17 protein-coding genes are annotated in these 21,685 nt (G+C 37.0%); 10 read left to right on the top strand and 7 right to left on the bottom strand.

The genetic code is table 11. From position 1 onward, the window contains the following. Positions 1-42: 42 nt before the first annotated feature. A complete protein-coding gene (locus I6F53_RS02455; RefSeq protein ID WP_197238347.1) occupies positions 43-2,925 on the bottom strand; it encodes an insulinase family protein in 2,883 nt (960 codons plus the stop codon). Between the two features lie 239 nt (positions 2,926-3,164). Here I6F53_RS02455 and I6F53_RS02450 point away from each other — a divergent pair, with 239 nt between their 5' ends. Next, positions 3,165-3,581 (top strand): MAPEG family protein, encoded by a 417-nt coding sequence (locus I6F53_RS02450; RefSeq protein WP_197238346.1) that lies wholly within the window; start codon positions 3,165-3,167, stop codon positions 3,579-3,581. Positions 3,582-3,649: 68 nt separating this feature from the next. Here the strand turns inward: I6F53_RS02450 and I6F53_RS02445 are convergent, their stop codons facing one another. Then, a complete protein-coding gene (locus I6F53_RS02445; protein WP_197238345.1) occupies positions 3,650-4,399 on the bottom strand; it encodes a peptidylprolyl isomerase in 750 nt (249 codons plus the stop codon). A gap of 240 nt (positions 4,400-4,639) precedes the next feature. Between I6F53_RS02445 and I6F53_RS02440 the strand changes: the two genes are divergently transcribed. Both I6F53_RS02440 and ushA read left to right on the top strand, forming a co-directional pair. Next, positions 4,640-4,810, top strand: a complete 171-nt coding sequence (locus I6F53_RS02440; RefSeq protein ID WP_165741117.1) for a hypothetical protein — start codon at positions 4,640-4,642, stop codon at positions 4,808-4,810. Positions 4,811-4,902: 92 nt separating this feature from the next. Next, positions 4,903-6,537, top strand: coding sequence for a bifunctional UDP-sugar hydrolase/5'-nucleotidase UshA (gene ushA / locus I6F53_RS02435; protein WP_197238344.1), 1,635 nt, complete (start codon positions 4,903-4,905; stop codon positions 6,535-6,537). A 29-nt stretch (positions 6,538-6,566) separates the two neighbouring features. On the opposite strand, the gene I6F53_RS02430 is transcribed toward ushA, so the two are convergent. Both I6F53_RS02430 and I6F53_RS02425 read right to left on the bottom strand, forming a co-directional pair. After that, positions 6,567-7,511, bottom strand: coding sequence for a hypothetical protein (locus tag I6F53_RS02430; protein ID WP_166420037.1), 945 nt, complete (start codon positions 7,509-7,511; stop codon positions 6,567-6,569). After that, positions 7,504-8,370 carry a hypothetical protein gene (locus I6F53_RS02425; protein ID WP_197180260.1) on the bottom strand — a complete coding sequence of 289 codons (867 nt, stop codon included), beginning with the start codon at positions 8,368-8,370 and terminating at the stop codon, positions 7,504-7,506. The genes I6F53_RS02430 and I6F53_RS02425 overlap by 8 nt, the downstream gene beginning before the upstream one ends. A 251-nt stretch (positions 8,371-8,621) precedes the next feature. Here I6F53_RS02425 and I6F53_RS02420 point away from each other — a divergent pair, with 251 nt between their 5' ends. The 3 genes from I6F53_RS02420 (at position 8,622) to I6F53_RS02410 (ending at position 16,262) form a co-directional block, all read left to right on the top strand. Further along, complete coding sequence (locus I6F53_RS02420) at positions 8,622-9,476, top strand: S1/P1 nuclease (RefSeq protein ID WP_197238343.1); 855 nt, start codon at positions 8,622-8,624, stop codon at positions 9,474-9,476. Positions 9,477-9,519: 43 nt separating this feature from the next. After that, positions 9,520-12,747, top strand: coding sequence for a TonB-dependent receptor (locus tag I6F53_RS02415; RefSeq protein WP_197238342.1), 3,228 nt, complete (start codon positions 9,520-9,522; stop codon positions 12,745-12,747). 344 nt (positions 12,748-13,091) lie between these two features. After that, the gene (locus tag I6F53_RS02410) at positions 13,092-16,262 is read left to right on the top strand and encodes a TonB-dependent receptor (RefSeq protein WP_197238341.1); all 3,171 of its coding nucleotides are present in this window, start codon (positions 13,092-13,094) and stop codon (positions 16,260-16,262) included. A 50-nt stretch (positions 16,263-16,312) separates the two neighbouring features. On the opposite strand, the gene I6F53_RS02405 is transcribed toward I6F53_RS02410, so the two are convergent. Further along, the gene (locus I6F53_RS02405) at positions 16,313-16,744 is read right to left on the bottom strand and encodes a MarR family winged helix-turn-helix transcriptional regulator (RefSeq protein WP_197238340.1); all 432 of its coding nucleotides are present in this window, start codon (positions 16,742-16,744) and stop codon (positions 16,313-16,315) included. A gap of 151 nt (positions 16,745-16,895) precedes the next feature. On the opposite strand from I6F53_RS02405, the gene hmgA reads away from it, so the two are divergent. Both hmgA and maiA read left to right on the top strand, forming a co-directional pair. Continuing rightward, positions 16,896-18,197, top strand: coding sequence for a homogentisate 1,2-dioxygenase (gene hmgA, locus I6F53_RS02400; RefSeq protein WP_197238339.1), 1,302 nt, complete (start codon positions 16,896-16,898; stop codon positions 18,195-18,197). A gap of 2 nt (positions 18,198-18,199) precedes the next feature. Then, positions 18,200-18,829, top strand: a complete 630-nt coding sequence (maiA, locus tag I6F53_RS02395) for a maleylacetoacetate isomerase (protein WP_197238338.1) — start codon at positions 18,200-18,202, stop codon at positions 18,827-18,829. 12 nt (positions 18,830-18,841) lie between these two features. On the opposite strand, the gene I6F53_RS02390 is transcribed toward maiA, so the two are convergent. Then, a complete protein-coding gene (locus tag I6F53_RS02390) occupies positions 18,842-19,075 on the bottom strand; it encodes a TIGR02647 family protein (protein ID WP_007582405.1) in 234 nt (77 codons plus the stop codon). 137 nt (positions 19,076-19,212) lie between these two features. Between I6F53_RS02390 and I6F53_RS02385 the strand changes: the two genes are divergently transcribed. Continuing rightward, positions 19,213-19,515 carry a DUF1496 domain-containing protein gene (locus I6F53_RS02385; protein ID WP_165728355.1) on the top strand — a complete coding sequence of 101 codons (303 nt, stop codon included), beginning with the start codon at positions 19,213-19,215 and terminating at the stop codon, positions 19,513-19,515. Between the two features lie 54 nt (positions 19,516-19,569). Continuing rightward, on the top strand, positions 19,570-19,878 hold the full coding sequence (locus tag I6F53_RS02380) for a VF530 family DNA-binding protein (protein WP_010553962.1): 309 nt from the start codon (positions 19,570-19,572) through the stop codon (positions 19,876-19,878). Positions 19,879-19,928: 50 nt separating this feature from the next. On the opposite strand, the gene I6F53_RS02375 is transcribed toward I6F53_RS02380, so the two are convergent. Beyond that, positions 19,929-21,548 carry a diacylglycerol kinase family protein gene (locus I6F53_RS02375; protein WP_165728356.1) on the bottom strand — a complete coding sequence of 540 codons (1,620 nt, stop codon included), beginning with the start codon at positions 21,546-21,548 and terminating at the stop codon, positions 19,929-19,931. Between the last annotated feature and the right edge of the window lie 137 nt (positions 21,549-21,685).

The following is a 21,685-nucleotide window of genomic DNA, read 5'->3' as shown; positions in this document are numbered from 1 at the left end:
TAGCGATACATTGGGGTTTATTTTTAACCGTACGAATAAAGGTTACTTTTGTAGTTTGATACCATTGTAATAGGCATCAAGCGTTGTGATTTTTGTTTGATTAGGTAAATCAGCAAAGTCACTTTTAATAAACTTAGTACCACGTAATTGCACATTTAAACGTGCTGCATTAGGGTTAAGCATTGTTAGCTTGTAGTAGTCTTTTATATCTGCAAGCGTTACTTTTTCAACTTCATCAATCAGCTTTTGCTTAGAATCAAAGGTAAAGTTTTCACGGTACCAATCGCTTATAAGTGGGCTCATTTCGTCGCTTAAGTTTTTAGGCTGCTCTTTAAGTGATACAAGGGTTGAGTTTTTAAGTTGCTCAAACGTCTCTTCGCTCATGTTATCAAGTTCAACTGCGTATTCTTTTTTAAACTTATCAAAACGATTTTGAATTTCTTTAGGGCCTTTAACTGGTGTTTGTATAAACAAACCAATAGCTGAGTAATCTTCAATTGGGCGAGCCAATGCACCTACTGCATAAGCGAGCTGCTCCTCAGTACGCATTTTATCAAACGCAACTGTTCTAAAGTGGCTTTGTAATACTGCCGCCTGTGCTTTTTGTTTATAGCCAGCAATTGGGTGAACCGTCATATCAACTACGGCTACGTCAGCTACATCAATGTCTTTTTGCAGTACAAGCGTTTCACCTGGTTGTGGTAACCATGCTTTACTACGTGCAAATGCAGTACGTGTATGATTACTTGGTAGTGTTGCGCTTAGCTCTTCTGCAATTGCGTTAATATCTTGTTGGTTGTAGTTACCGTAACTAAATACGCGTAAATCATTTTGTGCAAACGTAGCTGTTTTTAATTGTGCTAAGTCGGCAACACTCAGTGAGTCAGCGGCTTTAATAAGCGCATCTGTATCAAAACCACCTGTACGCGTTAGTTTTGAATATTCACCAAATGCTTGTGCATACGGAAACTGTTTTTGTTGGTTTAGTAAATTACGTTTAAAGCGATCAACAGCTTGGCTAAATGCTTGTGCTGTTTCATCGGCTTTTAATCCGGTTAAAGCTTGTTTAAGTAATACATCTTGTTTATCTGTAAAACCACTCATAGATAAAACAAGACCGTTACTCGGTGCAAGGCTTACGCTCATACCAGCGATTGCCGCTTCGGTACTTAACTGACTTTGTTGAATGTTATATAAATCAGCCCAAACAGAGTATAAAACTTCTGCTTTAATGTCGTTCAAACCCGGTTGGGTATTTATATATACTTCAACAAGCCCTTTGGGTTGCTCTGCAAATTTTTGACTTGCTTGGCGCCATACTTTTACACCATTTTTATCGTAAGCAAGCTCAGGGTGTTTTTGCTCTTTAAAAGCTTGGGTTTTTATTGCAAAGTTTTCAGGTAATAAATTGTTTACAGTTGGTAATGCTAGCTTAAACTCGCTTGGCTTTTTCCAGCTGGCAATTTCATCATCGCTAATATCACTAATGCGGTATTTACCGTCGTAAAAGTGTAGTTGTGAGTCTGTTTCTTCTTGCTGCGATACATACCAAATACGAAGAGTATCGGCATTTAACTGCTTAAGTACATTGTTTACAGCGTCAGCATCAAATTTTGCATAATAATATGGCGCATTAATAGCGTGATTTAACGGATAGTCTTGCATGCTTTGTGTAAGCGAGCTTACATAATTAAACTCATCACCTTTTTCTAAAAACTTAAACTGGTTATTTAATGATGTGCGAATTTCGTTGAAGTACTTGCTATCAACGCCTTCTTTTTTAATTAAATCGATGTACTGCATAATAGTCGCAACTATTTCGTCACGATTTCTCATGCCTTCATCTGTAAGCTCTGCGTTTACGTTTAATGACCCGTAGTTACCATATTGATTTGGTGCAGCTGAAGCTGACAACTGAGATACCCACCCTTTGTCACGAAGCAATTGCGCTGGGCTGCCCGGCATTTCATTACTTAGTAAATATGCTACAAACCGATTTGGTTTAAGCGCGAATTCGCTATTATTATTAGCAATGGTGAAATCAAGTTGTAGCTGTTTTACATCTTCATTTGGTGCATAAAACACGCGTTTTCCGCCAGCGTTATCAAAATCAAGTTTTGCAGTTACTGTTGGTTTTTCGATGTTTTTATTTTTTATATCAGCAAAGTATTTTTGCGCTTTTTGCTCCATTTCTGCAATCGATAAATTAGAAATAAGCGCTACTTTCATAATATTTGAAGAGTAATATTTATTATAAAAATCAACCGTTTCTTTGTGAAGAGAACTGCCTTCTTTATCACCAAGGGTTTCTAGGTTACCAATTAAAAAGCGATTAGCGGGGTGATCTCCCATCATTTTACGTGCTAATTTAAACTGACCAAAAAAGTCCATTTCGCGGCGCATTGACCATTCAGCATTTACTGCATTTTTTTCTTTGTCTGTGTACTCTGGGTATAACTTAGGCGCTTTAAAAAAATCAGAAAAACGATCTAGTCCTTCATCAAACGCGTCGTTATTAATTTTAAACATGTAATTAGTAATATCGAGCCACGTATACGCATTGTGCGCACCACCATTTTTGGTCATAAAATCAGAATACCCTTTTGTGTCTGGGTAACGATCTGTGCCTAAAAACAGCATGTGCTCTAAATAATGCGCCATACCTTGTTGCGACATCGGGTCGTGCAGTAAACCAACACCTACGCTTAATGCCGCTGCTGATTTTTCAGCACTAGGATCAGACACTAAAATAACTTCAATGTCGTTTGCTAATTTAAGTGTTTTATATTCGCGGTTATCATTAGGGCTTACAACTAACGTATCTGATAGTAAAGAGGCCTGAGGCGCCACAGAAACCGAAGCTGTATTTGAACAACCACTTAAAACTGCAAGTGCAATAGCACTAAAACCAATAATCTTTTTCATTTTTGTTTTCCATTAAAAAGTATTGCGCAAAATAGCATGCGCCAATTCAAAGCAATATAGTTAAGCTAAACTAACATTTTCGATTAATAACTTTCTACAAAATAACGCTATTTTGTGTAACACATTGTGAAAAATGTCTTCATAATCGAATATTAGTTACGAGTCTGCCAACCTTCCGTGATTAAAAATCATTCAATATCAAAAGATACACAAACCCTAAATAATAATAAGGAAAAACGATGGAAAAAATCATCATACTTGCCATGTTTGCACACGTTACGCTTTCACTGGTTGTCATGCTCATTATGGGTAAAAGGCGCTTTGCAGCAGCTAAAAACAAACAGCTAGATTTAAGCGATTTTAAAACAATGCAGTTAGATAAGGCTGGCGACACTATTAGGGTTGCAGATAGAAATTTTTCGAATCAGTTTGAAATACCTGTGCTTTTTTACGCGGGATGTTTACTTGCACTACAACTAAATAGCGCCAGTACACTTGTGGCTATACTGGCCTGTTTATTTGTAGCAACACGTATTGTGCACAGTGTTATTCATTTAGGTGAAAATAACGTACGAGCACGTTTTAATGTATTTTTATTGGGTTGTGTTTGTGTGTTTTCAATTTGGCTGGCAATGGTTTGGCGAGTAATGCTTTAAACAGCTCATGCTAAGCAGTAATGTGAAAGGCAATTTACGCCTGCCACATTACTATTGATTAGATTTAATTATTTAGCACGTCTTAAGCGAGGAAGCACAAGTAAAAAAGCGCCTAAAAGCCACGCTAGCCCACCGCCAGAACTACTATCTGAGTTTATTGGTGCACCTGAGTCAATTAACGTGTTTTCAGTTACGATTAGACCAGCAGCCGAATTCGGATCATCATCCATCACGGTTACACTTTGAATAGTTACTAAATTAGCATTACTAATGGCTACATCACTGCTTGAGCATTGCTCAGTGGTAATACCAACCACCGGTGTATCACCACAATGCACCAATGCGGCGATTTTATCTAAAGTGGACTGACTCGCTGCTGTTATTTGCCCAAACACAGTAAAACCGCCGTTTTGTGTATCTAGCGCTGCACTTCCTGCGCTGTTATTAGCCATATTAAAAAACCACTGGCTTGTAGCGCTATTCTCATTGCCTGATAACTTAGCCATTGCAATGGTGCCTTTAACGTTTGAAAAAACAGGCTCATTTTCTACGGCTGGCTTTGTAGTAATCGCATCTAATGAATCAGAGTATGTAAATCCACCACCTTGAATAACAAAGTTACTTATTGAACGGTGAATCACTGTTTCGTTATATGAATCATCTTGAACATAACTTAAAAAATTTGCGACTGTTTTAGGTGTTTGTTGATCAAATAAGTTAATTTCTATGACACCTTGGCTCGTGTTCATTTCGATAATAGTGGCAGTACTTGTAAAGCTTGCTGCGGCGAGTGCTGAGCCAAGTAAGAGTTTTTTCATGTTACATCCTGTTGTTATATTTATTTAAATAATTGTTAATACAAGTAAGTTAATATTATTCAGTTAAAAAATCGATAATAAAAAGGTGATTGATACAAATTAGACCGCCTTGGTAACATTTAAATTACATTTTATATATTCTTTTTAGTTATAAAAATTAAAACAGCTAAAGCTAAATCATCTTACCTCTGTGTGTACTTTTGCTACTATCAACCAAAATAAAAAACACTGGTAATAATAATGTCAAACACACGACACACAATTTGCGACTTTGGTTTACACAGAGGCGAAGCTTACACAAAGCTACCTGCCAGCTTTTTAACATGGATGATTGCAGCAAACCATGAAAAATCTGAATATGCGAGTAAAGAGTTAAAGCGCAGAGAAACTGCTGCGACAAGCCGTAATTAAGATGAAATGTAAATAAGTACGTTTTTTTCGCATAAAACTAGTTTAAACTAGCCGCTCAATAAATTAAGTGGGCCTTAATAGACAGGTATTTTATGCGAATAATTATTTTATTTTCAGTTTTTTTAAGCGTACTTGGGTGTACATCGGCTACAACCGACTCAAGTGTAAATAACTCTCCTGCAACTCAATATCTTACTGTACTTCATACTAACGATAATCATGGGCGCTTTTGGCACAACGAAAAAGGCGAATATGGTATGGCAGCGCGTAAAACGCTGATTGACTCTTTACGCAGTAAAGCTCAAAAACAAGGTCATGCGGTATTGCTTCTCTCTGGTGGCGATATTAATACGGGTATTCCTGAGTCAGATTTACAAAAAGCAGAGCCTGACTTTAAAGGTATGTCTTTGATTGGTTACGATGCAATGGCATTGGGTAATCACGAATTCGACAACCCTATTGATGTATTGAAGCAACAACAAAAATGGGTGAATTTCCCTTTTTTATCAGCCAATATATTTGAAAAAGAATCAGGCGAACACGCGTTTGATAGCTACAAAATATTCAAAAAGAATGGATTAACTATTGCTGTTATTGGTTTAACAACAACCGACACAGCTAAAATTGGTAATCCTCAATATATTGGGCACTTAGAGTTTAAAGACCCTGTTGACGTTACAGCAAAACTAGCTAAAGAAATAAAAGCTAAGTACAACCCTGATATTACAATCGCGCTTACTCATATGGGCCATTATGTTGATGCTAACTTTGGTATTAATGCACCCGGTGATGTAACACTTGCTCGTTCATTGCCAGCAAACACGCTTGATATGATCATTGGTGGTCACTCTCAAGAACCTGTATGTATGAGTGATACAAATGTAAATGACGACAACTTTAAACCAGGCCTTGCCTGTAAACCAGACCAACAAAACGGTACTTACATTATGCAAGCCCATGAATGGGGTAAGTATGTTGGTAAAGCTGAGTTTAAACTTGAAAACGGTAAATTAACGTTACTTGACTACAAACTTATGCCAGTTAATTTGTATGTTGATAAAGTACAAGCTGATGGTTCTACTAAAGAAGTATTAGCAAACGAGTACATAAAACCAGATCCAAAACTTGAATCTTATTTAGCGGTATACCAAGCAAAAGGCGCTAAACAAATTGAAGGTACCATTGGTGAAGTTGATGCTCGCTTAGAAGGCGACAGAAACAAAGTTCGCTACCAACAAACTAATCTTGCGCGCGTAATTATTCAAGCTCAAATGAATGTAGTAAATGCAGACTTTGGACTAATAAGTGGTGGTGGTATTCGCAGCTCAATAGAAGCGGGTGAAGTAAGCTATAAAGATATTTTAAAGGTGCATCCTTTTAAAAACCGTATTACTTATATGGATTGGCAAGGCAGTGATTTATGGGATTACTTAAATACAGTAACGAGCTTCCCACCGGATGCAGGTGCTTACTTACAGTACCATAAGCTATCGTTTGAACGTAAAAATGGCCAACTAGTTAATGTGGTTATTAATGGCCAACCTTTGAATAAAAATAAAACGTACCGCATGAGTCTAAATAGCTATAACGCATCAGGCGGTGATGGTTATCCTACGCTTACAAATAAAGAAGGCTTTGTTAGTACAGACGAAACAGATGCCCAAGCGCTACAAGACTTTATATCAAAAAACAGCCCTCTTAAAGCGGCTGAATTTACCCCTAAATAAATGAAGATAATAATAGGAAAGTAACTGTGTTACTTTCCTATTATTTCAATATTGCCTTTTCTAATATTTGCCAGCCCATAACTATGCAGTCGAGAACGCGACCCTTCTCCATATGCTTTTGGGGGATAATATAATTCTTTCTCTTCAGGACATTCGTTAAGCACTTCATCTAATGCCGCACGTATTTCACTTAAGGTTTTTTCAAGACTATTATTAAAGTTAGGCCTTTTTCTAACCGTGTGACCAAGCTCAATCAACCTATAAAAATACTTATTCGCAAGCTCTAGCAGCTCCTCTGGTACATCTTTATTATGACTAAGCGTTACATCATCGTTATTTGTACAATACTCTACAAGTGCTAAATAAAAGCATAATGGCTTATTAGCTAAACTCATTTTTTGTTCTGGATTACAGCTACTCGATAGTGTTTTATCGTTAAGATCAACAATAAGTACAAGCGGCGCAGGCTCAGTAATTGTTTGATGCTCTGTATTAATCAATTGTTTATTACTTTGCTTAATAAACGCAAATTTTATCCAAAAGCTAACCAACACACTTAAAACAAAAAATATTAAATAATAAATAATCTGACTCAACATAAAGTGAGTGTGCTTAACGCTAAATACAACTAATACAAACCCGCTGTTTGTACTCAAACTACGTATTATTTGGTTGGGCTTTATAGGTGTTACCATCTCGCTTTTGGGCACAATAGTAACAACCCTAAGATCATCCGAATCGATATAGCTATTTAAGGTTTTAATGTAGCTATTAACCGCGTCTTTATTGCCTGAGTGTTTAAGCAGCTCATTTGATAAATCAAGTAAGGGTAAATCTAGTGCTATTTGCTTCTCTATCTGAATTATTTTTTGTTTAACTACTTGCTGGCTTTTTTGGGTTACAGAAATATAAAAAACAGACGATAGAATTAAAAATAAACATATAAAAACAAGTAATTGCTTATATTTACTCATCACTAACTTCCTCTTTTAAGTTTACTGAGCTAGTACCGCAACTCCAAAACGGCTGCACATTTTGATAGTAGTGCAACCTTTGATCTTTAGACATAGCAAGTAAGTTTTCCTGAACTGCACACAACAAATCAGTATTGTTTTGCCGCATTTTTAAATACCACCTTGTTCCAGAAATATTATTACTCAAAGGCGTAATATAATTTTTTGAAAAGCGTTTTTCGTCACTCTCTTTCCAAAATGAAGCAATAATATCGACTTTTCCGTCGGCTAGTAGATCACGTAATTCATTATGAGAACTAGCATAGGTAATTTTCAAATTAGCTAAATTAATATCCAGCTCTTTAAATACCTTCTTTGGTAATATGTGCCCTGAGCGGCTAGTTGGATAATCAAGCAAACCTATACGCTTATCTAAAAAGTACTGTTTTGTAATGCGAGGTTTTTCTTTAGACGATATAAAAAAGGCAGTGTAGTCAGAAAACCCAACAACGGGCTGGTAGTTATAAGTCGACTCAGCTTTGAAGGCGGCCATAATATTATTTTTAGCTAAAATTAAGTCAGCAATTCCTTTACCAACAAACTCAAAGCTTTCTGCGGTTCTATACCCCCAATACCCTTTTACAGAGCCATATTGTTTAGCCACTACGTTATCAGAACACAAATTCTGTGTTAATAACTTGGCTATTTTTTTCGATTGCGTGAAAATAATTAGCTGGTCTTTATTACTTGTTGCAGTTGTTTGACATTCTGTTGAGGTTTCAATCATAACTGGAAAATGCAAATCATCGTTGTATACACTAACTTGACCGCAAATCCACGTAACGACCAACAATAGAAACAAAAATGTAACAATTAACATTTTGTGCAACACGATATTTTTAAAATTCAAAGCAATGCTACTCAAAAAAAGATTATATAGTGCATTTGAACAATTTCGCTTACTTATTACAACAAGTAATTTTACCTGTTAAACATAAGCTATTGATTTATATCAAATCTAAATAAGAAACTATGAATTTTAATAAGTCCTTCCTATCAACACGAAAAGTGAGGACAATTGACCGCATTAGCTTATAGCAACCCCATGAAATATTCATTTAGGAAGTTCTAATGCATAACAGTATAAAGTACTCGATATCCTCTGCACTTTTGGTTAGTGCGATATTCACAAGCACCGACTCACATGCTTGGGGTCAAAATGGCCATCGTATTGTAGGGCAGATTGCACAATCTCATATAAGCGAAACAACTAAAGCAGCAATTAAGCCTTATTTAGATGGCGAGTCACTAGCTCAAATATCAACGTGGCCTGATGAAATGCGATCTGCTCCTGGTGAGTTTTGGCAAAAGAAATCATCTCGTTGGCATTATATAAATGCAGCACCGGGTAAGTCTTTCAGCTTCAACCACGAACATACTAAAAACAAAGAATCTGTAAGTAATATCCTTGAAGGTATTCACTACTCAATGCAGACACTTACAGATACCAATAGCACGTTAGACGCTAAGCAATTTAGTTTACGTTTTTTAGTGCATTTAGTAGGTGATAGCCATCAGCCATTTCATGCAGGTAGAGGTGAAGACAGAGGTGGTAATCGTATAAAGGTTTCATTTTTTAATGAAGAAACAAATCTTCATAGTCTTTGGGATACAAAGCTAGTTGAGAACGAAAACTTGTCGTTTACTGAATACGCGCAATTTATAGATACTAATAACAGCGAGTTAATTGCACAGTATTTACAAAGTTCTCCTAAAACCTGGGTTGAAGAATCGCACAACTTAGCAACAAAAATTTATAAGTACACCAACGACGAAGTTGGATACAGCTACATTTATAACAATACGCCTATCGTAAAAACGCGCTTACAACAGGCGGGTATTCGATTAGCTGGATTATTAAATGCTTTATTTGACCCTTCTGCAAAAGAGTTAAAAACAGCACTAAAAATGACGACTGACAAATAAACTGTATTAAATTTATATAACCTACACACGGGAAATCAACATTATGACTAAGCTTCGCCTTTCGAAATTAACTGGAGCGGTAATTTTAGCGCTAGGTGTTTCTACAAGCGCAATGGCTGCTGATACTTCATCTGCAATGCGTGGTAAAATTACAACGCCTTCAGGTGGCAGTGCTGCAAACGTTAAAATTAAAGTAGTTCACCAACCAACGGGAACTATTAGCGAATTAACTACAAACGAAAGTGGTACGTTTATCGCTAATGGTTTACGTGTAGGTGGCCCTTACATGGTTATCATCGACTCTGATACGTTTAACGATACCACTGTTGAAAATATCTACTTGAACCTGGGTGAAACTTACCGTTTAAGCTCACAGCTTGCTCCGCGAAACATCGAAAAAATTGAAGTGTCTGGTTATAAAATTGTTCAACAATCAGGTGGCTCTAGCAGTACATTTGGCTCTGATACAATTGAAAACATGCCAAGCTTTAATCGTGACATTAAAGATATTGCGCGTTTAAACCCACTTGCGAGTATTAACGGTAATGGCGAGCTAACGTTTGCAGGTAGTAACCCTCGTTCAAATGGTTTAACTGTTGATGGCATCGGCCAAAACGATGATTTTGGTTTAAGTTACGGTGGTTACCCGACTTCACAGCCTCCAGTTGCACTTGATGCTATTGAACAAATTTCTGTTGATGTATCTCCTTTTTCAGCTTCTAAAGGTAACTTTGGCGGCGGTACTATTAATGCGGTAACAAAATCAGGTACGAACGAATTTAAGTTTTCTGGTTTTTATGAAACATCAACTCCTGATATTGCAGGCGATGTAGACAGTATTTCTCAAGTTTATACTGATGGCCGACCGGCTTTAGATGAAGATGGTCATCGTACATATGTTATTGAAAAAGTTGAGCCAATCCAAACTGAAAAACGCTATGGTTTTAACGTTGGCGGACCATTGATCGACGACACTTTGTTTTATTTTGTAAACTACAATAAATGGACAAGCGAACTTGATTTGGATTATGGTTTTGAAGGTTCAGGCGCAACGAATGAGTACGACGTAACAGAAGATAATTACAATAATTTTCTTAATATTTTAAGTAATGAATATGGATTAACTGACTCTTTAGGTGGGGATCCTAAAGATACAAACGAGTCACTACTTGTTAAGTTAAGCTGGAATATTAATGATGCCCACCGTCTAGATTTCACTTACCAATGGCAAGATGACAAAGACGAAACAAATGTTGGTACTGGCGGAAGCACTGTAAATTTAGCGTCAAGCCGTTACACTTACGCCACTAAATTTAATAATTTTGCGACTAAATTATACTCAGACTGGAATGAAAACTTCTCAACTGAAATTGGTATAGCTTATAAAGATGTTTCATCTAGAAGCTTAACAAATTCTGATATCGGTTACGTTAAAGTTGAAGAATACTATCGTGGTCCTGCTTACGAGTTTGGTACCGACGAATTCCGCCATGCAAATAGCGCATCAACTGAAAACTTAACACTCACGTTTGATGCAACTTATTTAATGGATGACCATGAGATTAACTTTGGTATGCAGTATGAATCGTTAAACTTATACAACTTATTCGCTTCCAATTCATTAGGCTCTTGGGAGTTTGATAACTTTGAAGGCTTCGAAAACCGTGAAGTTGGTAACTACGACGGCACTTACGATTTTTCTTACAGTAACGCATTTACAAACAATCCAAATGACACTGCATACGATGCAACACGTAATCAATTAGCGCTTTACATTGAGGATACATTTTACGTTGGTGACGATTTAGAAGTCACTGCAGGTATTCGCTATGAGCGTTTATCATCAGATGATAAACCAACACGTAATGAAAATTTTGTTAATGCTTACAGCGCATTATATGGAGTTGATGACTTCAATAACCAAGAAAACCTTGATGGCTTAGATATTTTCCTACCACGTATAGGCTTTAAATATTATGCAACTGAAGCATTAACCATCAACGGTGGCATAGGTCGCTTCCAAGGTGGCATTCCAAATGTTTGGTATAACAACTCATTCCAAAATGATGGTATTACAATTGTTGAACCGACAGAAAACTTCGTTAACAACTATTATGCAAACAACCAAGCTGATATTACACAAGTGCCTGACGCAATTAAAAATTCGTTAGTGCAAGGTACTGGTAGTACAAACTACATTGACCCTGACTTTAAATTACCTTCAAGTATTCGTGCTCAAGTTGGTTTTGAATATGAGTTTGACTCAGAATTGCTTGGCGATGGATTTAAATGGCAAGCTGAAATTGCTTACCATAAGAAAGAGAACGAAGCTGTATGGCATAACACGGCTATCCAACCTGTTGGTTTAGCTGCCGATGGTGAGCGTGTAATCAACGAAAGTATTTATAGCGGTGACCTTGCTCAAAACTTTGATATTGCAATGACTAACTCATCTGACGATGGCCGTTCAATTATTATCTCAACGGGTCTTGCAAAAGAGTTCGAAAATGGTCTTTACGTTTCAGCAAGCTACGCACACCAAGACGTAACTGAAGCATCTTCTGGTTCATCTTCACGTGCACAAAGTAATTATCAGTACAACATAACACGTAATCGCAATGAAGATTTTGCTGACCGTGGCTCTTATGAAGTAGAGCACAGCTTTAAAGTTAATTTAGCGTATAACACTGAATTCTTTAGTGGCTACGCAACTAAGTTTAACGTATTTTTTGAACGTCGTTCGGGTCGCCCTTTTAGCTACACTATGGGTATGTACCAAGAGCGCGGCCTAGGTGATACTAAAGATTTTGATAGTAGCTCAGCTTACTTAGCTTATATACCTACAGGTGCTGATGATCCAAATGTAAACTGGGATGAGTCTGGTTTATCTTGGAATGAATTAGAAACGCTTCTAAATCGTGCTGGTATTTCTGAACGTGGTGAAATTTTAGGTCGAAACTCAGGCACTCAACCTTGGGTAACTACTATGGATGTAAGTATCAAACAAGAAATACCTGGCTTTGCCGAAGGTCACAGCGGTGAAATTTATTTCATGGTTGATAACTTTGCAAACTTATTAAATAGCGATTGGGGTGTTGAAAAACGTTTAGGCTTTTCTGACCAAGCTGTATATGACTTTGAAGGTTTAGATGCTGAAGGTCGTTACAAAATTGACCCTCGACACGACGGTGCTGACGTTCGTAACTATAGCCAGTATGTAACTAGTTCTTCTGCATGGCAGGCTAAAATTGGTATTAGCTACAAGTTTTAAGCCTTAAAAACTCTACATCAATAACTTGTTAAGTTATTTGTAAGTTACAATAAACCCATTACAAATTTGTAATGGGTTTTTTTATATTCCCCCTACAATTTCACATGTTTGTCATAAAACCCACGTAATATAAACCCCGATATAGAGTTATTGCTCAAAAAAACATTAAAATAGACAAAAACATTACTATTTATTAAAAATATATTGCAGTTGTATTTTATTTGTAACGAATAAATAAGGTACACTAGTAACGGATTTTGAATAAATGAACTTCAACTGTTTATTTTGCAAAATTTTAAAATAAAAATATAAAAATTTAATTAATAACTACACGGGAAAATTAAATGAAAACTCAACTTCGCAAAACAGCTCTTTCACTTGCTATCGCAGCATGTGTTGGTGTGAGTGGTGGCGTATTCGCTAGTGACACAACGTCATCAGTTAAAGGGCAAATATCTGGCCCTAACGGTAATCCTGCAGCAAATACTAAGCTAATATTAGTTCATGAGCCAACAGGTACCCGCAGAGTAGTAACAACAAACGATACAGGTACATACAATGCCACAGGCCTTCGTGTAGGTGGTCCTTACAAAATAATTATTGATTCTGATGTTTACCGAGATGTTCAAATTGAAGATGTTTATCTTTCACTTGGCGAAACTAGACAGCTAGATCAACAACTATCTAGTAACAGCATGGAATCTATTGTTGTAACTGGCTCCCCAGTTCTATTCAATTCATCTGCAAATGACTCTTACTTTGGACAAGAAGCAATAACTACAACACCTAGTATAGGTCGTGATATAAAAGATATTGTTAAAAACAATCCTTTAGTAGTTATTCAGCCTGGTAGCGAGAGTTCGATGACGATCGCTGGGTCTAATCCTCGTACGAATTCAATAACCATTGACGGTATCCCACTAAATGATGATTTTGGTCTAAATGGCAATGGCTACCCTACTCAGCGTAACCCTTTCCCTCTAGATGCACTAGATCAAGTTTCAGTCTCTGTTGCTCCAATTAATGCAAAATCAAGTGGATTTACTGGTGGTAATGTAGATGCCGTATTCAAATCAGGCACGAATGAACTGCACGGCAGTGTTTTTTATGAAAAATTAAGCAGCGATTGGGCTGGCTCTCCAAAAGATGCTTCTGGTGAAAAGCTTGAATTAGATTTTGAAGAAAAAAACTATGGCGCGTCTTTTGGTGCTCCAATAATTGAAGATAAGTTGTTTATTTTTGCTGCTTATGAAAAATTTGAATCACCGCAACAATTAGAATATGGCGTAGCTGGTTCAAATGTTGGAACAAATAAAACAACTGTAACTACTGCCGATTTAGAGGCTGTTAGAGCCATAGCTAATGATGTATATGGTATTAGTGATATTGGTGAATCAGATGTACAACCTCAGTTAAATGATGAAAAGTACATTGCAAAAATTGATTGGAATATCAATGATTACCATCGTGCTAACTTCGTATATATGCACAGTGAAGGTAATAGCACTCGTAACATGACTAACAATAATACAGAATTAAGATTGAGTACCCAGTGGTACAATAATGCACAAAAATTAGACAACTTCAGTTCAACTTTGTATTCAGATTGGACTGACGAATTTTCAACGCAAATTAGCGTAACTCAAAAGTCAGTTAAAACTGGGGCTATATCTCTTGGTAATTCATTTAATCTAGGCGATATTACGATTGAAAACCTTGATGTAGATGGTGATGGTGAAGAAGGTGCTATTGCATTTGGCTCTGATGAATTCCGTCATTCCAACACTCTAGAAAACGACTTGTTTACAGTTAAGTTCGATGGTACATACCTTTTAGATGAACACACTATAGAGTTTGGTATCAAATATGATGTACTAGATATTGAGAATCAATTTTTACCTGGTTCAAAAGGTGTTATCTCATTTAATAGTTTACAAGATTTTAATGACCAAATAGCATCTGAATATAGTTATAGTAATGGTACTGGTAATAATCCTGCAGCTGTAATTGCTAAGTTTTCACGAAATGATATCGCTCTATATGTAAATGATACATGGGATTACAGTGACGACTTAATATTGTCTGCTGGCTTACGTTATGAGCGTTTGGGCTCTGACGATAAACCGATTTACAACGCAGGTTTAGAAACTCGTACTGGTTTTAGTAATACAAACAACCTAGATGGCGAAGATATAATACTACCTCGCGTTGGTTTTACTTATACACTTAATGAAGATGTAACCATAAGAGGTAGTGCTGGTCGCTATGCTGGTGGCAACCCTAACGTTTGGATATCTAACTCGTATTCTAGCGATGGTATCAGTAAGCAGTCTTTTGCACCTAGAGACCCTATATCTATCCCTTCTACAGCTTTAAACACCCCAATCCCTGAAGCAATAGCTGCAGTAAGTTCAGGTACTAGTGGCTCTACCTCTAACTTCATTGATCCTGATTTTGAAATCCCTTCACAGTGGACATTCATGTTAAACAGTGATGTTAATTTAGATATTCCATACCTTGGTGAAGGTTTTGCTTGGACAACTACAGCTATTTATACTAAAAAGGAAAATAGCGCTGAATGGATTAACGCTGCGCTTTTACAAGATGGTGATGTGGTTGGTTCAACGATAGATGGTACTCTACCGTTTTACGATACACGCGAACTAGAAATAATGCTTACAAATGCTGATGACGATGGCAGATCTGTTATCTTAAGCACTGGTATATCTAAGTCTTGGGATAACGGCTTCAAGTTTGATGCGTCTTATACAAACCAAGATATTACAGATGGCAATCCAGGAAGCTCATCAACAGCACGTAGTAACTACCGCTTTGGTCATTTTGGAGACCATCAAGAAACTCAAGTTGGTGTGTCACCTTATGAAACTGAGCACAGATTTGTAATTAATCTAGGGTATACGGCTGAATTAATTGAAAATTATAAAACCAAGTTTAACTTATTTATTGAGCGTAATTCTGGTTCAGCTTATAGCCAGCTAGTAAGTTTAGAGAACCTAAGTGGTGGACGTTTCTTTAATCAAGACCTAATTCAGCCTTCTGGTTTTGGTTCAACATTTGGTGGTAACTACTTACCTTATGTTCCAACAGCAAATGATCCAAATGTGATTTATGCTGATGGTGTTAGTGAAGCTGAAGTTTTAGCTCATTTTGACAGTCTAGGGCTTTCAGGTTCTGCTGGTGGTTTTGCTGATAGAAGCCAAGGAAAAACACCTTGGGTAACTACAATGGATTTGTATGTATCACAAGAAATCCCTGGTTTTGCAGATGATCATCGTGGCGAGTTTTATTTCGTTATAGATAACTTATTAAACTTAATTGATTCATCTAAAGGTAAGGTTTACCGCCAGAATAACAACTCAAGAGATGTTATTGAGATGGATATTGACCAAGCAACGGGTAAATACATCATTGGCAACCCTATAAATGATGACTTTACTTTTGAAGCGGAAGATTCAACTTACAGAGTTAAAGTTGGTGTTCGTTACACTTTCTAATTTAGCTTATTAAATTAGTTAATATTTAAAAGCCCACTTTGTGGGCTTTTTTATGCCTTTAATTTGTTATTTAACTTTTCAAAAATACTCACTAACACTTCGTATTCTTCGTTAGTCAAAGTGCTCAGTAATTGTTTTTCCCAATTTAATGCATCGGGCGCTATTTGCTCATATAAGCTTTGCCCTGCTTTACTCAGTACAAGTAATGCTGCGCGCTTATCTTGCTCATTTAACTCACTTATCACTAAACCTTTATCAATTAAAACTTTTACCGCGCGTGAAACAGTCGACTTGTCCATATTTGCTTGCGCGCATAAATCCTTTGCGTTGCTTTGGCCATACTGCGCTAAATTAGCAAGTATTCGCCACTGAGGAATATTTAAACCGTATTTAGTTTGATAAACCTCTGCAAAATCATTACTTACGCGCGTTGCTATATTCGTTAATTGATAGGGTAAAAACGTTGCTAAATCAATTTTCATTTTTGGTTATCCCAGCTTTGTAAGCTTTACTTTAGTGTTCATTTATATTTACGGACGCGCGCAGTTGCACATTTGATATTAGTCTCACTTGAGAGTATCTTAACTGAAATAAAAATAATATTAAACCAACCCCCTCTCACAGGAGTCAGTAATGACGACACAATTAAGTTATATGACAGGTTTTGGTAATGAATTTGAAACACAAGCGCTACCTGATGCATTGCCAATAGGACAATTTAGCCCACAAAAGGTTAAATACGATTTATACACTGAGCAATTTAGTTCGACTGCATTTACGGCTCCTCGCGCTTCAAATCGTCGCACTTGGTTTTACCGCCTTCGCCCATCTGTAGTGCAAGGTGATTACCAAGCAATTGATAACGGCCTAATAAGAACAGCCCCAATCACTGAAGCCGTAACACCACCAACAATGCTACGTTGGAATCCTATTGAGATGCCTTCACAGCCTACTGACTTTATTGATGGCTTGGTAACGATGGCAGCTAATGGCAGTGCTAATGGGCAATCTGGTATTGGCATTCATGTATATGTCGCTAATCAGTCAATGAAAGGGCGTTACTTTTGCAATGCCGATGGCGAAATGTTGTTTGTCCCTCAGCAAGGTGAGTTATTAATTCACACCGAGTGCGGTAAGTTAAGCATTAAACCTGGTGAAATTGCGGTTATACCTAGAGGAATTAAATTCTCTGTTGATTTAATTGACGATACCGCGCGTGGTTATATTTGTGAAAATTATGGTCATGCGTTAGAGCTTGCTGAGCGAGGCCCTGTTGGTGCTAATGGCTACGCTAACGACAGAGACTTTCAATACCCCGTTGCTGCCTTTGAAGATAAAGAAGGTGACTTTGAGCTTGTTTCTAAATTTAACGGTAATTTATTTAGCTGTGAAATAAAGCACTCCCCTTTTGATGTAGTTGCATGGACCGGTAATAGCTCACCCTATAAATACGACTTATCGCGTTTTAATGTAATGAATACAGTGAGTTTTGATCACCCCGACCCTTCCATATTTACTGTGCTAACCTCTCCTTCTGCTACTGAGGGTATGGCTAATGTCGATTTTGTGATATTTCCACCGCGTTGGATGGTAGCCGAAAATACATTTCGCCCGCCTTATTATCACCGCAATATTATGAGTGAATTTATGGGCTTAATTGAAGGTGTGTATGATGCAAAAGAGCACGGCTTTGTACCTGGTGGCGCAAGTTTACACAATTGTATGTCGCCACATGGACCTGAAGCCGACGTATTTGAAAAAGCTTCAAACGCTGAGCTTACACCACAAAAATACGAAAACACATTGGCCTTTATGTTTGAGTCGCGCTATATAATTTCACCAACAAAATATGCACTAGAAGGCAAAGAGCGCCAACCAAACTACACCGATTGCTGGCGTACTATTAAAAAACAATTTACAGGTTCACAGGATTAATTATGAAATTATACAGCTACTTTCGCTCATCAGCGGCTTATAGAGTGCGTATAGCGCTTAACTTAAAAGCAATCGATCATGAACTTGCTATTGTTAACCTTTTAAAATCAGAGCAACTTGGGGAGGAATATTTAGCTACTAATCCACAAGGCTTACTCCCTGCACTTGAAACCGATGATGGTGTATTAGCACAATCGCTTGCAATACTGGAATGGCTTGATGAAACTTATCCGCAATCGCCATTAATTACAGGGACTGCGTGGCAAAAAGCACAAATAAGAAACTTAAGCTTTGCCATTGCCTGCGATATTCACCCTGTTAATAATTTACGCGTGCTGAAGTATTTATCAAACGAATTAGGTGTTGATGACGAGGCTAAAAATAAATGGTATCGACATTGGATAGAAATTGGTTTTGAAAAAATAGAACTGATGCTAAACGAAAGTGATGACTACTGTATTGGTAACCAACCAACACTTGCTGACATTTGTTTAGTACCGCAAGTATTTAATGCAATTCGTTTTAACATAGATATGAGCGCTTATCCAAAAATTGCAGCTATTTACGAACACTGTAATAAATTAGCTGCATTTAATGATGCTGCACCGCAAAATCAACCCGATGCAAATTAAGCTAATTTAAAACTAACTTTGTAGCGCACTATGAATAACCGTAATGTGCTCAATTAAATCTAAGCCCAGATCAGTTAAATACCCGCCATCTGGGCTATCTATAATCCCTTTTTCAAATAAACGTTGCGCTGCACTAAGTAAGCTTGGCTCTGCGTCTGAGTGTAATTTAATACCCTGCATTTTGCTGTCGCGAGGAAACTTTGCTAATAGTGTGAATTCTTCGATCATTGTTTGATTAAATTGCATTGTGTGCACCTTTTATTTGAATCCAAGTTGTTCTGTGAGTAACTAAGTTTATAATTAAAATCACTTTGTGTACTTTACACTAGCACGTTTTTTAGCTTAATGTATTATTTTTAACCCTCCCTATTTAAAGGCCTCTAATGCGTAACTTTTTAATTCTATGCTTTTGTTTTAGCAGCTTATCGTATTCAATATTTAGTGAAGCAACAACCCTTAAAACCCATTCAATTATTGATGCAAACCAGTTTGTAAATGAAGAATCAAACTGTTGGTACGACAACAAACGCTATAGCGAAGGCGCGTTAATACAAATTCACTCTTTTACACTTTTATGCGGTGCTAAAAACCCTCAACACAGTAACAGTCAACTCATTTGGCTTAAAATAGATAAACAAGGTAATGCTATTTACCCAACCGCTCCTAAAACAATCACTGTGAATTAGCGCTAAAAGCTGATTTGAGCTACAATGCACGCAGTTTAAATAAGTAGTATGGCTATGGATAATCAACCTAAAAACCCTTTACATGGGGTAACGTTAGAACAAATACTTGTTGAGTTAGAACAGCGACTTGGCTGGAGAACCCTTGGCGAGCAAGTGAAAATTAAGTGTTTTACTGATCAACCGAGCATTAAATCGAGTTTAAAGTTTTTGCGTAAAACGCCTTGGGCTCGCGATAAAGTGGAAGCACTTTATATTCACACTATAAATAACAAACCTATTCGTAGACCAAAAAGTGCACCGAGAGAAACATCTTCTCAAGCGCCGGATACAACAGGGTTTGTTTGGCCATCAATTAAAAAATGATGTAAAAAAGGAGCTAATTTAGCTCCTTTTTTAATTGTAACTAGCGCGATTTATTGCTCTTTGCAAATCACATTTAATGAGGCCGGCTCAATAGTAATAACGAGTCTGTGAGCAGTTTTAACTTCACCGTCAAGTACGTACTTAAGCTCTCCTTCGCCTGTCACCTCGACTCTTTTAGCATTTGTATGATGCGAATTTATAGCTAAATGTGTTTGCGTTAAACTGCTAAACATCAGTTCTGCAATACTCAATATTGTCGTAGAATTTTCATTATTTGGTGTTAGCCAATTTACATCAAGAAGCCCGTCACTATGATCTGGCTGCCCACCACCTTGAGCCAATAACGTTGTAAAAGGCGCAGCATTAGCCACAATAAAGCTATTTGTACATATTTCTTTCGGCTCATTATCATCGAGTTTTACACTAAGTAGCTGTGATTTTTGCTCACCAAAGGCTTCAAAAAAACCATTTAAATAGGCAAGTTGCCCCGACTTATTTTTCGACTCTCTATCTGCTTTTTCTATCATAGATTGCTCAAAACCAATACCCGCTAATAAAAGTACTAATTCGTTATTACAATAAGCGGTATCTATTGTGCTTGTTTGACCATCAATTATTAAATCACAGGCTTGTTCAACAGGAATAAATTTAGAGCTAATCCCCATCAATACATGCGCAAGTGCGTTTGCAGTCCCCATTGGTATAATACCTAGCTTACATTGTGTATTTACAAGTACGCTTGCAACTTCGGCCACGGTACCATCGCCTCCACACGCTATTATCATGTCTGGATTTTGCGCAATTGCCTGTTTAGCAAGCTCAATACCGTTTACGTCTTGTGAAGTAGTAAGTACTTTTAAATCGTAATAGGCCGATAACCGCGCAACAATTAAGTGCTCTTTTTCTTGCCATAATCGTGTACCAGATACTGGATTTGCAATTAAAACTGCTTTGTTTTTAATCAGCAGCTCGCCTTTTTTATGGCGCTTAGCTAAATGACGCAGCTGATGCTTATTTAAGTTTGCGGTTTCGCGGGTTTCCTTTATTTGTGCAAGTACTTCATGTACATCTGCATTTTTGTTTTGACTCAATAAATAAGCCGCCATTACAAAAACTGACCGCCCACGGCCTAAAGCACAATGTACAACTACGCGACGGTTTTCTTTAATATGATGATGTATCCAATTAATAGCCTGATTTAACTGAGAATGGGTAGGAATACTATGATCGAGCACCGGAATGTTTAAGTAATTTATATTCTCTTGTGTTGAACTCCACTCGAGTCCGTCAAATTCACACGTAACGTCTAAAATTGCAGTAATTCCGTTATCTTTTAATGTGTCTATGTCTGAGGGAAATAATCGGCAAGCTAAAAATAGGTTTTCGTTTATTTTTTGAATTGGCGGCACTTTATCGCGCTTACGTGACCAGGCATTATAAATTTGCACACCAAATAAAAATGGCACAAATGCCCAACGTATATAAAATGGGATCACCCCATTTTCACGTTTTCTAAATATTTTTGCTGTATTAAAAATATATGCGGTACTCACTAATAAAAGTGACAGTGCAGTCCAATAAAAAACAATAGCAAAGTAAACAGAGTTTACTTCCCAACCAATAAAAATAAGTAGTAATGCTAAAAGTGAATAACCAATTGCAGCCCACATAGTTTCTCCTTTGTGTAAATAATTCCAATTTTCTAATTTTAATTTAAACGGCTTTATGTACTCTTTTGCAAATATCACGCCATATAAATGGCATTTTAAATTCAAATTAAAATTATAAGCTATTGATATATAATGTT

The sequence above is a fragment of the Pseudoalteromonas sp. SWN29 genome, from assembly GCF_015864465.1.
In the GTDB taxonomy this organism is placed as follows: domain Bacteria; phylum Pseudomonadota; class Gammaproteobacteria; order Enterobacterales; family Alteromonadaceae; genus Pseudoalteromonas.
This window is presented reverse-complemented; position numbering and strand designations above follow the sequence as displayed.

Excerpts from the sequence above, each read along its gene's own strand:
- I6F53_RS02455 (WP_197238347.1), bottom strand. The coding sequence starts at position 2,925 with ATGAAAAAGATTATTGGTTTTAGTGCTATTGCACTTGCAGTTTTAAGT.
- I6F53_RS02450 (WP_197238346.1), top strand. The coding sequence starts at position 3,165 with ATGGAAAAAATCATCATACTTGCCATGTTTGCACACGTTACGCTTTCA.
- I6F53_RS02445 (WP_197238345.1), bottom strand. The coding sequence starts at position 4,399 with ATGAAAAAACTCTTACTTGGCTCAGCACTCGCCGCAGCAAGCTTTACA.
- I6F53_RS02440 (WP_165741117.1), top strand. The coding sequence starts at position 4,640 with ATGTCAAACACACGACACACAATTTGCGACTTTGGTTTACACAGAGGC.
- ushA (WP_197238344.1), top strand. The coding sequence starts at position 4,903 with ATGCGAATAATTATTTTATTTTCAGTTTTTTTAAGCGTACTTGGGTGT.
- I6F53_RS02430 (WP_166420037.1), bottom strand. The coding sequence starts at position 7,511 with ATGAGTAAATATAAGCAATTACTTGTTTTTATATGTTTATTTTTAATT.
- I6F53_RS02425 (WP_197180260.1), bottom strand. The coding sequence starts at position 8,370 with ATGTTAATTGTTACATTTTTGTTTCTATTGTTGGTCGTTACGTGGATT.
- I6F53_RS02420 (WP_197238343.1), top strand. The coding sequence starts at position 8,622 with ATGCATAACAGTATAAAGTACTCGATATCCTCTGCACTTTTGGTTAGT.
- I6F53_RS02415 (WP_197238342.1), top strand. The coding sequence starts at position 9,520 with ATGACTAAGCTTCGCCTTTCGAAATTAACTGGAGCGGTAATTTTAGCG.
- I6F53_RS02410 (WP_197238341.1), top strand. The coding sequence starts at position 13,092 with ATGAAAACTCAACTTCGCAAAACAGCTCTTTCACTTGCTATCGCAGCA.
- I6F53_RS02405 (WP_197238340.1), bottom strand. The coding sequence starts at position 16,744 with ATGAAAATTGATTTAGCAACGTTTTTACCCTATCAATTAACGAATATA.
- hmgA (WP_197238339.1), top strand. The coding sequence starts at position 16,896 with ATGACGACACAATTAAGTTATATGACAGGTTTTGGTAATGAATTTGAA.
- maiA (WP_197238338.1), top strand. The coding sequence starts at position 18,200 with ATGAAATTATACAGCTACTTTCGCTCATCAGCGGCTTATAGAGTGCGT.
- I6F53_RS02390 (WP_007582405.1), bottom strand. The coding sequence starts at position 19,075 with ATGCAATTTAATCAAACAATGATCGAAGAATTCACACTATTAGCAAAG.
- I6F53_RS02385 (WP_165728355.1), top strand. The coding sequence starts at position 19,213 with ATGCGTAACTTTTTAATTCTATGCTTTTGTTTTAGCAGCTTATCGTAT.
- I6F53_RS02380 (WP_010553962.1), top strand. The coding sequence starts at position 19,570 with ATGGATAATCAACCTAAAAACCCTTTACATGGGGTAACGTTAGAACAA.
- I6F53_RS02375 (WP_165728356.1), bottom strand. The coding sequence starts at position 21,548 with ATGTGGGCTGCAATTGGTTATTCACTTTTAGCATTACTACTTATTTTT.